Origin of the sequence: Streptomyces sp. NPDC060198 (assembly GCF_042728415.1) — a bacterium.
In the GTDB taxonomy this organism is placed as follows: domain Bacteria; phylum Actinomycetota; class Actinomycetes; order Streptomycetales; family Streptomycetaceae; genus Streptomyces.
On record NZ_JBHWZJ010000054.1, the window covers coordinates 13708 to 27772 of the forward strand.

12 protein-coding genes are annotated in these 14065 nt (G+C 71.8%); 3 read left to right on the plus strand and 9 right to left on the minus strand.

Features of this window, described 5'->3' with window-relative positions:
• Positions 1–113: 113 nt before the first annotated feature.
• From gatB to ACFWEP_RS10345, 5 genes are all read right to left on the minus strand, one after another.
• Positions 114–1622 (minus strand): Asp-tRNA(Asn)/Glu-tRNA(Gln) amidotransferase subunit GatB, encoded by a 1509-nt coding sequence (gene gatB, locus ACFWEP_RS10325; protein ID WP_387368474.1) that lies wholly within the window; start codon positions 1620–1622, stop codon positions 114–116.
• A 16-nt stretch (positions 1623–1638) separates the two neighbouring features.
• Positions 1639–1872, minus strand: coding sequence for a hypothetical protein (locus ACFWEP_RS10330; protein ID WP_073727053.1), 234 nt, complete (start codon positions 1870–1872; stop codon positions 1639–1641).
• Between the two features lie 5 nt (positions 1873–1877).
• Entirely contained in the window at positions 1878–3380 is a 1503-nt protein-coding gene (gatA, locus tag ACFWEP_RS10335; RefSeq protein WP_387368475.1) for an Asp-tRNA(Asn)/Glu-tRNA(Gln) amidotransferase subunit GatA, read from the minus strand.
• A gap of 5 nt (positions 3381–3385) precedes the next feature.
• A complete protein-coding gene (gene gatC, locus ACFWEP_RS10340; protein WP_266709411.1) occupies positions 3386–3682 on the minus strand; it encodes an Asp-tRNA(Asn)/Glu-tRNA(Gln) amidotransferase subunit GatC in 297 nt (98 codons plus the stop codon).
• Between the two features lie 290 nt (positions 3683–3972).
• Entirely contained in the window at positions 3973–6087 is a 2115-nt protein-coding gene (locus ACFWEP_RS10345) for a putative bifunctional diguanylate cyclase/phosphodiesterase (RefSeq protein WP_387368476.1), read from the minus strand.
• Positions 6088–7433: 1346 nt separating this feature from the next.
• On the opposite strand from ACFWEP_RS10345, the gene ACFWEP_RS10350 reads away from it, so the two are divergent.
• Positions 7434–7778: a DUF2750 domain-containing protein gene (locus ACFWEP_RS10350; protein ID WP_387368477.1), complete on the plus strand. Its 345-nt coding sequence runs from the start codon at positions 7434–7436 to the stop codon at positions 7776–7778.
• 168 nt (positions 7779–7946) lie between these two features.
• Here ACFWEP_RS10350 and ligA read toward each other — a convergent pair whose 3' ends face one another.
• The 4 genes from ligA to ACFWEP_RS10370 form a co-directional block, all read right to left on the minus strand.
• Positions 7947–10151, minus strand: a complete 2205-nt coding sequence (ligA, locus tag ACFWEP_RS10355) for an NAD-dependent DNA ligase LigA (RefSeq protein ID WP_387368479.1) — start codon at positions 10149–10151, stop codon at positions 7947–7949.
• A gap of 89 nt (positions 10152–10240) precedes the next feature.
• Complete coding sequence (locus ACFWEP_RS10360) at positions 10241–11266, minus strand: methionine synthase (protein ID WP_387368480.1); 1026 nt, start codon at positions 11264–11266, stop codon at positions 10241–10243.
• 72 nt (positions 11267–11338) lie between these two features.
• Positions 11339–12028, minus strand: coding sequence for an SDR family oxidoreductase (locus ACFWEP_RS10365; RefSeq protein WP_387368481.1), 690 nt, complete (start codon positions 12026–12028; stop codon positions 11339–11341).
• A 67-nt stretch (positions 12029–12095) separates the two neighbouring features.
• On the minus strand, positions 12096–12635 hold the full coding sequence (locus tag ACFWEP_RS10370) for a TIGR00730 family Rossman fold protein (protein WP_387368483.1): 540 nt from the start codon (positions 12633–12635) through the stop codon (positions 12096–12098).
• Positions 12636–12733: 98 nt separating this feature from the next.
• Here ACFWEP_RS10370 and ACFWEP_RS10375 point away from each other — a divergent pair, with 98 nt between their 5' ends.
• Together ACFWEP_RS10375 and ACFWEP_RS10380 are read left to right on the plus strand one after the other, a co-directional pair.
• The gene (locus tag ACFWEP_RS10375) at positions 12734–13069 is read left to right on the plus strand and encodes a DUF427 domain-containing protein (RefSeq protein ID WP_387368484.1); all 336 of its coding nucleotides are present in this window, start codon (positions 12734–12736) and stop codon (positions 13067–13069) included.
• A 106-nt stretch (positions 13070–13175) separates the two neighbouring features.
• A complete protein-coding gene (locus ACFWEP_RS10380) occupies positions 13176–13979 on the plus strand; it encodes an alpha/beta fold hydrolase (protein ID WP_387368485.1) in 804 nt (267 codons plus the stop codon).
• The last annotated feature ends 86 nt before the right edge of the window (positions 13980–14065 follow it).

A 14065-nucleotide genomic window follows, 5' to 3' on the forward strand; every position in this document is an offset into this window, starting at 1 on the left:
GGGGACAGGAACAGATATAGGGGAAAGGCCGCCGCACGCACGAAGGGGCGGCGCACCCGAAAACGCCGGATGCGTCGCCCCTTCGTACGAACAAAGCCGCGTGCGGGGAGGGGTCAGCCCTCGACGCCGAGCTTCTCCAGGATCAGCTCGCGGACCCGGGCGGCGTCGGCCTGACCGCGGGTGGCCTTCATGACCGCGCCGACGAGCGCGCCCGCCGCCGCGACCTTGCCGGCCCGGATCTTGTCCGCGATGCCCGCGTTGGCGGCGATGGCCTCGTCCACGGCCGTGGACAGCGCGCCCTCGTCCGAGACGACCTTGAGACCGCGCTTGACGACGACGGCGTCCGGGTCGCCCTCGCCCGCGAGGACACCCTCGATGACCTGGCGGGCCAGCTTGTCGTTGAGGTCGCCCGCGGCGACGAGCTCGGTCACCCGGGCGACCTGCGCCGGGGTGATGGGCAGCTCGTCGAGGCCGCGGCCGGTCTCGTTGGCGTTGCGGGCCAGCTCGCCCATCCACCACTTGCGGGCCTGGTCGGACGGGGCGCCCGCCTCGGTGGTGGCGACGATCAGGTCGACGGCACCGGCGTTCAGGATCGACTGCATGTCGAACTCGGAGACACCCCACTCCTCACGGAGCCGGTTGCGGCGCACACGCGGCAGCTCGGGGAGGCCCTTGCGGAGCTCCTCGACCCACTCGCGGGCCGGGGCGACCGGCACCAGGTCCGGCTCCGGGAAGTAGCGGTAGTCCTCGGCGTTGTCCTTGATGCGGCCGGCCGTGGTGGAGCCGTCCTCCTCGTGGAAGTGCCGGGTCTCCTGCACGATCGTGCCGCCGGAGGAGAGCACCGCGGCGTGCCGCTGGATCTCGAACCGGGCGGCCCGCTCGACGGAACGCAGGGAGTTCACGTTCTTCGTCTCGGAGCGGGTGCCGAAGGTCTCGGTGCCGTTCGGGCGCAGCGACAGGTTCACGTCGCAGCGCATCTGGCCCATCTCCATGCGGGCTTCCGAGACGCCGAGCGCCTTGATGAGCTCCCGGAGTTCGGCGACGTACGCCTTGGCCACCTCGGGGGCCCGGGCGCCCGCTCCCTCGATCGGCTTGGTGACGATCTCGATGAGGGGGATGCCGGCGCGGTTGTAGTCGAGCAGCGAGTGCGAGGCGCCGTGGATGCGGCCGGTGGCACCGCCGACGTGCGTCGACTTGCCGGTGTCCTCCTCCATGTGGGCGCGCTCGATCTGCACGCGGAAGATCTCGCCGTCCTCCAGCTGGACGTCCAGATAGCCGTTGAAGGCGATCGGCTCGTCGTACTGGGAGGTCTGGAAGTTCTTCGGCATGTCCGGATAGAAGTAGTTCTTCCGGGCGAAGCGGCACCACTCGGCGATCTCGCAGTTCAGCGCGAGGCCGATCTTGATGGCGGACTCGACGCCGATCTCGTTGACGACGGGGAGTGCGCCGGGCAGACCGAGGCAGACCGGGCAGGTCTGCGAGTTGGCGTCCTGCTTGAGCTCGGTGGAGCAGCCGCAGAACATCTTGGTCTTGGTGCCCAGCTCGACATGGACTTCGAGGCCCATGACGGGGTCGTACGTCGCGAGAGCGTCCTCGTACGACACCAGGTCAATGACAGTCACGGTGAAACTTTCCCTCTCAGCCCAGCAGGACGTCGTCGTCGCCGAGACGCTTCAGTTCGCGGTACAGGATCGCGAGACCGGTGACGATCGCCGCGGCGGAGACGGCCGCGTCGATCAGCCGGAGCACGTCGTTGTCGTTGCGCGCCAGCTTCGCCTGCTTGGCGACGCTGATCGCCCCGAAGGCGGTGGAGCCCAGCGAGACGTACAGACCGGTCTTGGACTTCTTGAAGTTCTTGGCCTTCTTTGCCATGGCACTCACAGCGACGGAGCCTCCTCAAGCAGCGGGTGACCCCACTGTTCCACGAAGGCGGCCTCGACCGCGGCTCCGACCTTGTAGAGCCTGTCGTCCTGCATCGCGGGGGCGATGATCTGGAGACCGACCGGCAGGCCGTCCTCGGGCGCCAGGCCGCAGGGCAGCGACATGGCGGAGTTGCCGGCGAGGTTCGTCGGGATGGTGCACAGGTCCGCGAGGTACATCGCCATCGGGTCGTCGGCGCGCTCGCCGATCGGGAAGGCGGTGGTCGGCGTGGTCGGCGACACGATCACGTCGACCTGCTCGAATGCCTTCTCGAACTCGCGGGTGATGAGGGTGCGGACCTTCTGCGCCGAGCCGTAGTACGCGTCGTAGTAACCGGAGCTCAGGGCGTACGTGCCGAGGATGATGCGGCGCTTGACCTCGTCGCCGAAGCCCGCCTCACGGGTGAGGGCGGTGACCTCCTCGGCGGACTTCGTGCCGTCGTCGCCGACCCGCAGGCCGTAGCGCATGGCGTCGAAGCGGGCCAGGTTCGAGGAGCACTCGGACGGCGCGATCAGGTAGTACGCGGAGAGCGCGAGGTCGAAGGAGGGGCAGTCCAGCTCGACGACGGTGGCGCCGAGCGAACGGAGCAGCTCGACCGACTCGTTGAAGCGCTGGACGACACCGGCCTGGTAGCCCTCGCCCGAGAACTGCTTGACGACGCCGACGCGCAGGCCCGCGACGGAGCCGTTGCGGGCGGCCTCGACGACCGGCGGGACCGGGGCGTCGATGGAGGTGGAGTCCATCGGGTCGTGCCCGGCGATGGCCTCGTGCAGCAGCGCCGCGTCCAGGACCGTACGGGCGCAGGGGCCGCCCTGGTCGAGGGAGGACGAGAAGGCGACCATGCCGTAGCGGGAGACCGAGCCGTAGGTGGGCTTGACACCGACGGTGCCGGTGACGGCGGCGGGCTGACGGATCGAGCCGCCGGTGTCCGTGCCGATGGCGAGCGGCGCCTGGTACGAGGCGAGCGCGGCGGAGGAACCGCCGCCGGAGCCGCCGGGGATGCGGGTGAGGTCCCACGGGTTGCCGGTCGGGCCGTAGGCGCTGTTCTCGGTGGAGGACCCCATGGCGAACTCGTCCATGTTGGTCTTGCCGAGGATGACGACGTCGGCCTCGCGCAGCTTGCGCGTGAGGGTCGCGTCGTACGGCGGGACCCAGCCTTCGAGGATCTTGGAGCCGACGGTGGTCGGCATGTCCTTCGTGGTGAAGATGTCCTTCAGCGCGAGCGGGACGCCGGCCAGCGGGCCGAGCTTCTCGCCGGCCGCCTTCTTCGCGTCGACGGCGCGGGCCTGCGCGAGCGCGCCCTCGCGGTCGATGTGCAGGAAGGCGTGGACCTTCTCGTCGACGGCCTCGATCCGGGCCAGGTGGGCCTCGGTGACCTCGACGGCGGTGAGTTCGCCGGCGGCGATGGCCGACGCGATCTCGGCCGCGGTGAGCTTGATGATGATGCTGTGGTCCGTCATGGCTGTTAGTCCTCCCCCAGGATCTGCGGCACCTTGAAACGCTGCTGCTCCTGGGCGGGAGCGCCGGAGAGCGCCTGCTCGGCGGTGAGCGACGGGCGGACCACGTCGGCCCGCATGACGTTGGTCAGCGGCAGCGGGTGGGAGGTCGGCGGTACGTCTTGGTCGGCGACCTCGGAGACGCGGGCGACCGCGCCGATGATGTCGTCGAGCTGACCGGCGAAGTGATCGAGCTCTTCGCCCTTCAGCTCCAGACGCGCCAGCCGGGCGAGGTGGGCGACCTCCTCGCGCGTGATGCCAGGCATGCAGCGATCCTCAGGGGTTGGGGTGTGTGGCAACGGTGTGTCGCATCGGCCAACAGGATTGGCCAAGTCGGTTTGGCCCAATCTTATGGGGTCGCCCGCACACGCCTCCGCCACCGGGTGCCGGGGCCCCGGGACCGGCGGGGTGCGGCCCCGCCCGTACCCCGCCGTACGCCGCCTCAGGCCGGGGCCGGGCCGGAGTTCACGGCGCGGCCCGACGGGAGCTGCTCGGGTTCCGGTGTCGCCGTCGCTTGTGCCGGTGCCGCCGTCACTTTCGCCGGTGCCGCCGTCACTTACGTCGCCGCAGCCGCAGCCGCCGGCGCCGCCGCTTCGGCTGCGGCTGCGGCCTTCAGCTCGGCCGGGCGCCGCCAGCCGTGTTCGCCGCGCGCCCGCAGCCAGGCCGTCGCCTCCTGAGGCGGCATCGCGGCCGCCACCAGCCAGCCCTGTACGGCGTCGCAGCGCAGGTCCCGCAGCCGCTCCCAGGTCTCGTCGTCCTCGACGCCCTCCGCGACGACCAGCAGTCCGAGCGAGTGGGCGAGGTCGATCGTGCAGCGGACGATCTCCGCGTCCTCCTGGTCGACGGCGAGCCGGGCCACGAACGACCGGTCGATCTTGAGCTCGCTCACCGGCAGCCGGCGCAGGTGGACGAGGGAGGAGTATCCGGTGCCGAAGTCGTCGAGCGACATCTTCACGCCGTGTCCGGTGAGTCCGGCGAGGGTGTCGGCCGCGCGCTGCGGGTCTTCCAGCAGCACGTGCTCCGTTATCTCCAGCTGGAGGGAGCCGGCCGGAACCCCGTGGCGGGCCAGTCGGGCGGCCACACCGCCGGCGAACCCGGGGGTGTGGACGTCCCTCGGGGAGACGTTGACGGCGACGGGCACGTAGAGCCCCTCGGCCCGCCAGCGGGCGACCTGGGCCAGTGCGGTCTCCAGGACGTAATCCGTCAGGTGCGGCATCAGCCCGGACGTCTCCGCGATGGCGATGAACTCGTCCGGGGGGACCCGGCCGCGCTCGGGGTGCACCCACCGCACCAGGGCTTCGAGCCCTGCCACCTGGCCGTCGAAGCGGACCTTGGGCTGGTAGTGCAGCTCGACGTCCCCCGCGTCCAGCGCCCGGCGGAGGTCGCCGAGCAGGCCGAGGCGGTCCGGCGTGTTGCTGTCCCGCTTGGACTCGTACACCTCCACGCCCGTGCGGTCGCGCTTCGCCTGGTACATCGCGACGTCCGCGCGGCGCAGCAGCCCCTCGGCGTCCTGCGCGTGCTCGGGGTGGACGGCGACCCCGGCGCTGGCCTCCAGCACCAGGGTGAGTCCGTCGAGGTCGAGCGGCGAGGAGAGTTCGGCGATCAGGTGCCGGGCGACGCGCTGGGCGCTGGTGGTGGACTCGGTGTACGGGAGCAGCACCGCGAACTCGTCCCCGCCCAGGCGGGCGGCCTCCGCGCCGCGCGGCAGGGCGAGCCGGAGCCGGTCCGCGATCTGGAGGAGCAGCCGGTCGCCGGCCAGGTGACCGAGGGTGTCGTTGACGGCGCGGAAGCGGTCCAGGTCGATGAGGACCAGGGCGGAGCGGTTGCCGAGGGATTCGGCCTCCTCCAGCGCGGACCAGATCCGCTGGAGCAGCCACTGCCGGTTGGGCAGTCCGGTCAGCGGGTCGCGCAGCTGCTCCTCGGCGCGGGCGCGGGCGATCCAGAGCGTGGAGTCGAGCGCGATCAGCGGCACCGCGAAGAGCGGCAGGAGGACGGGCATGGTCACCGCCACGACGCAGATCAGCGGGGCGATGCCGAGCAGCGCGACGGCGACGAGTCCCTGGCGCAGCAGCGTGGTGCGGGCGATGGTCGGCAGTCCGCCGCCCTGGGGGGCGCGGGCGTACCAGAGGAGGGCTCGGGTGACGAGGAGATGGGTGCCGGCGCAGAGCACCACGGCCGGCAGGGTGTCGATGCCCCAGTCGAGTGGCTGCCAGGGGGTTTCGACGCTGGGCGCGACTCCGAAGGCGGCGAGCACGAGGGCCGCGGCTCCGATGCCGAGTATGTCCACGGCACCGTGCAGGAGGCCTTGCTGCCAGCGGTGGCGCCGGGCGACACCGACGAGGACGACGACGATCACGCTGACGAGTCCGGCCGGCACCCAGCCGTACAGCAGCAGGACGGCGAGGGTCAGCGCGGAGCCGGAGCCGGTGCCACCCCACCAGCGGTCCCGGCCGAGGGCGACCAGGTGACCGACGATGACACCGGTCAGGACGGCGAGGGACCAGCCCGCGGTGCCGTCCGGGAAGAGGGCGTCGCCGTCACGAAGGAAGCGACCGAGGCCCGTGACGAGCTGTACGGCGGCGAGCGCCACGAGCAGGGCCCCCCCTTTCGGCGTGAGGCCCGTGAAACCCTGCATCCGCGACACCGGTGCGGCGCTCTCGGTCGGCTTCATTCCGTCCCTCTCACAGCCTGCGGTGACGACGTCACACGGTGGCCCCCGCTCCCATGCCACCACGGCCCGCACCCGCCCCGCAGCCGTGCACGGAGGGCGCAGGTGCCAACAGTAGGACGCCGGGAGCTTCCGGGGCAGCGCTCCGCGCCTTTGGGGCTGTCCCGTGATTCCCGCCCGGTGCGCGGGGACGGTCACGGCACCTCGCCGCACCGCCAGAACACCCTGTATGTCCAGTATGCGAACGGTTCTTCGACCCGCGGCGCGCATATTCAGCGCCGCAAGCCGCTCCCCGGGCGCCGACGGGCGGGTCTCCCCGCGTCCGTATGGTCCGAACGGGTGGTGCCGGACATCGCCCGGGCCTCCCGGACGTCAGGGGGCGGCGGCGGCCAATGCAGTTGCCCGCGTGGGGCGGTGACGGGGTCGGGGACGGCTGGAGCACGGGTCCCCCCGCCTGCCGATCGCTCGTGGCCTTCTGCGTCTGGTCGACGACCCGGCGGCCCGGCTCGACCGCCCGGCGTCGAGGCGGCCCACCCACCGCGGCGAACCCATGGTGAGTCCGCCGGCCCGACCCGCGCCGGGCACCCGGCGAACCCTGCGCGGCCCCTGAACCGGTTGCGCCTCACGTCGCGCCCCTGGTAGCGCCAGGTGGGTGCCGTTCGGCCCGTTGTCGGCCCGCCGGGGCGGCCGGGCCGGCTACGAGGGCTACGGCCGTGCGTCGGACTGTCGGTGGCGTGCGGACCGATTGGCTGTCAGGAGGCATACCCATACGAGGACGTGCAGGGCAGCCAGTGCGATCTGTCCCGTACCGGCGCCGTCACTCACCCTCCATGCGAGCAGTCCCGTACTGATGAAGAGCATCGGCCAGTAGATCCACAGAGCCCACCGTTGGCCCGGCTCGGTCCACTCCGGCGCCCTGTACGAATGGGAACGTCGTGCCATACCCGCCTCCCTCGTCAAGAAGCGTGTTCCCCTGCAGTTCCGTCCCACCCCCACTCTCCTCCGGCCGTTCGTGGGGCCGCCGTACGAGCCGGCCCGGGGTGGGGCAGGCTTGTGGGGCGGAGGACTTCCGGCAGGTGGCCGGAGGGCCTTCCCGGGGCGTGGCGGACGCCGTCCACTTCCCTGGGAACCCTTCCGGCCCGAGGACGAGTACGAGAGCCGGCCCGGCGTCCCCGCCGCACTGGTCAACGATCAAGTCAGGCTGAAGGGTTGTCCCGCGATTCGTGGTGGATCAGTGCGCGGCGTCGGATGCGGTGCATCGCAAGGCGGAGGAGCGTCCGCATACTGGAGAGGTGCCGTAGCTGTCGTCGCGCACCCGCCAGGAATGGCGGGACAACCCTTAGGTGGCCATGAGTCAGAGCGGTTCGCAAGCGGCGGCATTCTTCCGGGACGTCCGTGGAAACAGAGTGGTCTGGCTCGTCCGGGGTGATGGCGGAAGCCCGACTCACCTCTCCGCGGACGGCACGCGAAGTCTTCCCTTCTGGTCGACCTCGCCCCGGGCTCAGAGGGCTGCGAAGATCTGGGGGCGTGGGCTCCGCGTCGATTCCATGCCCTTGGACACCTGGTGCGATCCTGTGCTGCCCGATGCCGCCCGGGACGGCCTCGTGATCGGCATCAACTGGAGTGGGCCGCGTCTGGTCGGCTGGAGCTTCACCCCCGGGGAAGTCCTCAGCCGGCTGGCGGCGGACGGCTGAGGGCTGTCCCCCGGTTGACGGGGTGCCCGGTGTGGTGGTGTGTCAGGCGGAGCAGCCGATGGAGGAGACGTAGCTGTAGCCGTCGGTGCCGATGAGATCGAGGATCTCGCCCCACACGGCGTCGAGCTCGTCACGGTCGTCGTCCATCCAGGCGGTGCCCCGCCCCGCTCACTCGCCCTCGGCCGGCAGTGCCGCCGCGCGCGCCGCCTCGGGGCCCTCGTCGAGCAGGACCGCGAAACCGGCCTCGTCGAGCACGGCCACCTTCAGCTGCATCGCCTTGTCGTACTTGGAGCCGGGGTTGTCGCCGACGACGACGAAGGAGGTCTTCTTCGACACCGAGCCGGTGACCTTGGCGCCCCTGCTCTGCAGCGCGTCCTTGGCGCCGTCCCGGGTGTGCCCGGCGAGGGTGCCGGTGACGACGACGGTGAGCCCCTCCAGCGGGCGGGGGCCCTCGTCCTCGCCGGTGCTCTCGTCCTCCATGCGGACCCCGGCCTCCCGCCACTTGCGCAGGATCTCCCGGTGCCAGTCGACGGCGAACCACTCCTTGACGGAGGCGGCGATGATGTCGCCGACGCCGTCGGCATCCGCCAGTTCCTTCTCGGTCGCGGCGTCGAGGGCCTCGACGGAGCGGAACTGGCGGGCCAGCTCCTGCGCGGCGACCGGGCCGACGTGCCGGATGGAGAGTCCGGTCAGCAGCCGGGCCAGCGGGGCCTGCTTGGCCGCCTCGATGCCCTCCAGCATGGCGAGCGCGTTCTTCTTCGGCTCGCCCTTCTGGTTGGCGAAGACGAGGGCGGTCTTCTCCTCACCGGTCTTCGGGTCGCGTTTGGGCAGTCCGCTGGCAGGGTCGAGGACGTAGGCGCGGATCGGCAGCAGCCGCTCGATGGTCAGTCCGAAGAGGTCGCCCTCGTCGAGCATCGGGGGCTCGGCGGGTTCGAGCGGCTGGGTGAGGGCGGCCGCGGCGACGTAACCGAAGTGGTCGATGTCGAGGCACTTGCGGCCTGCGAGGTAGTAGACGCGTTCGCGCAGCTGGGCCGGGCAGGCGCGGGCGTTGGGGCAGCGGAGGTCGATGTCCCCCTCCTTGGCCGGCTTCAGCGGGCTGCCGCACTCGGGGCATTCGGCGGGCATGACGAACTCGCGCTCGGTGCCGTCGCGCAGGTCCACGACCGGGCCGAGGATCTCCGGGATGACGTCGCCGGCCTTGCGCAGGACGACGGTGTCCCCGATGAGGACGCCCTTGGCCTTGACGACCTCCTGGTTGTGCAGGGTGGCGAACTCGACCTCGGAGCCCGCCACCTTCACGGGCTCGACCTGGGCGTACGGGGTGACGCGGCCGGTGCGGCCGACACCGACGCGGATGTTGACCAGCTTGGTGTTGACCTCCTCCGGGGCGTACTTCCAGGCGATGGCCCAGCGCGGGGCGCGGGCGGTGGAGCCGAGCCGGCCCTGGAGGGGGATCTCGTCGAGCTTGACGACGACCCCGTCGATCTCGTGCTCCACGGAGTGCCGGTTCTCACCGAAGTACCGGATGAACTCGCGTACGCCGTCGAGGGTGTCCACGACCTTGTTGTGCTTGGCGGTGGGCAGGCCCCATTCGCTCAGCAGCTCGTAGGCGTGCGAGAGGCGGTCGATGTCGAAGCCCTCGCGGGCGCCGATGCCGTGGACCACCATGTGCAGCGGGCGGACGGCGGTGACCTTGGGGTCCTTCTGGCGGAGCGAACCCGCCGCCGCGTTGCGCGGGTTGGCGAACGGCTTGTCCTCGGCTTCCACCAGGCGGGCGTTGAGCCCTTCGAAGTCCTCCATGGGAAAGAAGACCTCACCGCGGATCTCGACCAGCGCGGGAATCCGGTCGCCCTTCAGCCGGTGCGGGATCTCGGCGATGGTACGGACGTTGGGGGTGACGTCCTCGCCGGTGACACCGTCGCCGCGGGTGGCGGCACGGGTCAGCCGGCCGTGCTCGTACGTGAGGTTGACGGCGAGGCCGTCCACCTTCAGCTCGCACAGGAAGGAGTGGCCGGTGGAACCGACGTCCTTGGCGACCCGCTCGAACCAGGCGGCCAGCTCCAGGTCGTCGAAGGCGTTGTCCAGGGAGAGCATCCGCTCGCGGTGCTCGACCGAGGTGAACTCGGTGATGTACGGGCCCGCTACCTTCTGCGTCGGTGAGTCCGGGGTGCGCAGCGAGGGGTGGGCCTCCTCCAGCGCCTCCAGTTCGCGCATCAGCAGGTCGAACTCGGCGTCGCTGACGACCGGCTGGTCGCGCACGTAGTACCGGAAGCGGTGGTCCTCGATCTGCTCGGCGACGAGGGCGTGCCGCTCCCGTGCCTCGCTGGGCACCGCCGTGTCCTGCTGGATGTGCTCGTCGCCGGTGCCGGCCATCGTCCCGTCCTCCCGTTGGGGGCTGTCTCTCGAATGGTGCGGGGTGCGCGGCGCGGTGCCCCGGGTCAGGGTCCGTGCCGCGCGTCCCGTCACTCGGGGTTGTCCGCGAGGGACCGCGCCGCCCGGGCACAGTGGGCGAGCGCGGCGCGGGCGTACGCGGGTGAGGCACCCGCGAGGCCGCACGACGGGGTGAGCACGACGGACTCGGCGAGAGTCCCCGGATTCAGCCCCAGCCTGCTCCACAGCTTCCTGACTCCCATGACGCTACCGCCCGGGTCGGACAATCCGGCCGAGGCCGCGTCGGTGCCCGGCACGATGCCGAGGAGCAGCTGGGTGCCGCCCTCCACCGCTTCGCCGATCGCCTCTTCCTCACGCTCGGTGAGCAGCGAGAAGTCGAAGGAGACCGCGGCGGCCCCGGCCCGCCGCAGCAGGGCGAAGGGAACTTCGGGGGCGCAGGAGTGCACGAGCCCCGCGCCGTCCCCGGCGACGGCGAGCAGGTCGCGCAGGGCGCCTTCGACGATCTGGCGGTCCACGGAGCGGTAGGTGCGGTAGCCGCTCGCGGTCCTGACCCGGCCGCCGAGTACGGCGGTCAGGGACGGTTCGTCGAGCTGGAGCACGACGTCGGCGCCGGGAATCCGGCGGCGTACCTCGGCGAGGTGGGCCTTCAGTCCTTCGGCGAGCGATCCGGCGAGGTCGCGGCAGGCGCCGGGGTCGCCGAGGACGGCCTCGCCGTTGCGCCGCTCCAGGGCCGCTGCGAGGGTCCACGGCCCCACGGCCTGGACCTTGAGCACCCCTTCGTACCCCTGGGTGAACTCCTCCAGGGCGTCGAGGTCCTCGCCGAGCCAGGAGCGGGCGCGGCGGGTGTCGCGGCCGGGGCGGTCGCTGATCCGCCAGCCGCTGGGCTCGACGTGCCCGTACATCTCCACGAGGAGTCCGACGGTCCGGCCGATCATGTCCGCGCCGGGGCCCCGGGCGGGGAGTTCCGCCAGGTGGGGAATGCCCTGACCGTCCGCGAAGGACCCGGTGACGGTCTTCGCCGTCTCCCGCGCGTCGCCTCCGGGCATGGACCCGACCCCGGTCGCCGCGCACTCGCTGAACCTGCTCTTCTCGCTCACTCGGGAAGCGTACGGTCCCGGGGCGGCGGCCCCGGCCCCCAGGGCGGTGCCACCGCCCCGGCACTCGCGGGATCAGCGGCCGGGGCGGACCGTCAGGTCGTTGACCTCGGCGTCGCGCGGGAGGTCGATCGCCATGAGGATCGTGGTGGCCACGGACTCGGGGTCGATCCACCGCGCGGCGTCGTACTCCTTGCCCTCCTGCTGGTGGACCTTGGCCTGCATGGGGCTCGCCGTGCGGCCGGGGTAGACGGAGGTGACGCGGACGCCGTTGCCGTGCTCCTCGTGGCGGAGCGAGTCGGCGAGTGCCTTGAGGCCGTGCTTGCTGGCGGCGTACGCGCCCCACTGGGCGGACGCGGAGAGGCCGGCGCCGGAGTTGACGAAGACGACGTGCCCCCGGGCGACGCGCAGCTGCGGCAGCATCAGCCGGGTCAGTTCGGCGGGGGCGACGAGGTTGGCGTTGAGCTGGAAGTGCCAGGCCTTCGGAGTGAGGTCGCCGATGTTCCCCAGCTCGACCACGCCGGCGATGTGCAGCAGCGAGTCGAGGCTCTCGGGCATCGGCTGCTGGCCGAACGCCCAGGAGAGCCGGTCGGGGTTGCCCAGGTCACCGACGAGTGTGCGGGCCCCGGGGTGGAGGGCGGCCAGTTCCTTGGCGCGGCCCGCGTCGCGGGCCAGCAGGACGAGGTCGTCGCCCCGGTCGCGGAGGCGGCGGGCGACGGCTGCTCCGATGCCGGAACCGGCGCCGGTGATGAGGTGGGTAGGCATGGGCTCCATGATCCCACCCGGTCCCGCGCCGGCACCGGCCGGGCGCGCTGGACCGGGTGGGCGGGGATCAGAGCTGACCCGCGGACTCTTCCAGGTAGGCCAGCGCGCCGACACCGTCCTCGGCGAAGAAGACGAGGTCGGTGAGGGGGATCGGCAGGAAGCCCTCCTCCTCCATGCGCAGGAACTGCTGGCGCAGGCCGTCGTAGAAACCGTCGGCGTTCAGCAGGACCACCGGCTTGGTGTGCTTGCCGTGCTTCTTGAGCTCCAGGATCTCGGTGGCCTCGTCGAGCGTTCCGGTACCACCGACCATGATCACGACGGCGTCGGCCTTCTCCAGCAGCAGTGCTTTGCGCTCGGCGAGGTCACGGGCGATGACCATCTCGTCGGCGTTCGCGCGGGCCTTGTCCGCCAGGAAGTCCACGGAGACGCCGACCAGGCGCCCGCCGGTCTCCTGCACACCGTCGGCGACGACCTTCATCAGCCCGCTCTCCGAGCCGCCCCAGACGAGGGTGTGTCCGCCGCGTCCGAGCAGCTCGGCGAATTCCCGGGCGGGGCGGGTGTAGCGGTCGTCGAGGTCGGCGGCGGAGAGGAAGACACAGATGTTCATGCCGACACCGTACGGCGACGCGCTCCCCGGGCCGGAAGCGCCCCGGGGAGCGGGGGCCGTACGGGAAGAAAACCGGCGCCCCGCCCGCTGCACCGGACATGACTTCCGCCGAGGGACACCGCATCACCGTCGAGCCCGGGACCGACCACGTCCGGGTCGTGCGCGACGGCCGGCTGCTGGCCGAAAGCCGACGGCCGCTCGTGCTGCGCGAGAGCGGCTGCCCGGTCCGCTACTACCTGCCGCCCGAGGACGTCCGTACCGAACTGCTGACGCCCTCCGGAACCCGGACGCACTGTCCGTTCAAGGGAGATGCCTCCTACTGGTCGCTGCCCGGGGCGGCCGATCTCGTCTGGGCCTACCCCGACCCGAAGCCCGAAGTGGCCGCGATCAAGGACCACTTCTGCTTCTACGAGACCGAGAATGTCACTGATTGATCATAAATCGACCGAACCAGCAGGCCTTTTGAGCCTGCTTCGGGTCCTGCTGAAAAATCCTCTCCGGCTGCGATGAGTTCTCCGGACGCCGGGGGTCTGCCCTCCCATGGACAGGATTCTCTCGCTGGACGGCACCCCGATCGCCTACTGCGGACAGGGCGACGGGGCGACGGTGGTGCTGGTCGGGGGCGCGCTGAGCACCGCCGCGACCGAGGGCCCGCTGGCCGCGCTGCTCGCGCACCGCTTCACCGTCGTGACGTACGACCGCCGGGGCCGGGGCGGCAGCGGTGCCGGACCGGGCGGTCCGTACACGCGGGACCGGGAGATCGAGGATCTCGCGGCGGTCGTCGGTGCGGCGGACGGGCCGGTGGCGGTGTTCGGCATGTCGTCGGGCGGGGCGCTGGCTCTGGAGGCGCAGGCTGCGGGCGTGCCCATGGAGGTGCTGGCGGTCTTCGAGCCGCCCTACACCCCGGGCGGGGAGGGGCTCTCGTACAAGGCGCGGTGCACGGCGGAGCTGCGGGAACGGCTGGCGGCGGGCGACCGGGGCGGTGCGGTGGAGCTGTTCCTGGCGCGGACGGGCGTGGCGCCGGAGACGGTGGCACGGATGCGCCGGGCGCCGCTGTGGGCGGGGCTGGAGGCGCTGGCCCACACGCTGGAGTACGACGACATCCTGCTCGGGGACGGGACTCCCCCGCTGGAGCGGTTCGCGGCGGTGACCGCCCGGACGCTGATCGTCAGCGGCGGATTCAGCGCGGGCCCGGTGCGGGAGACGGCGATGGCGCTGGCCGAGGCGATCCCCGACGCCCGGCACCGGACGCTCAGCGGCCAGACCAGGGAACTCTCCCCGCAGGTGCTCGCCCCGGTACTTTCGGACTTCTTCACCCGCCGGGGGCTCGTCCCCCAGCCGTGAACCCGCCGCCGGGGGCCCGGTCGCGATTCGCTGCCCGGACGGGTCCCCCGAGGAAGAAGCGGAGCCCCGTGACCGGCCGGGCGGGC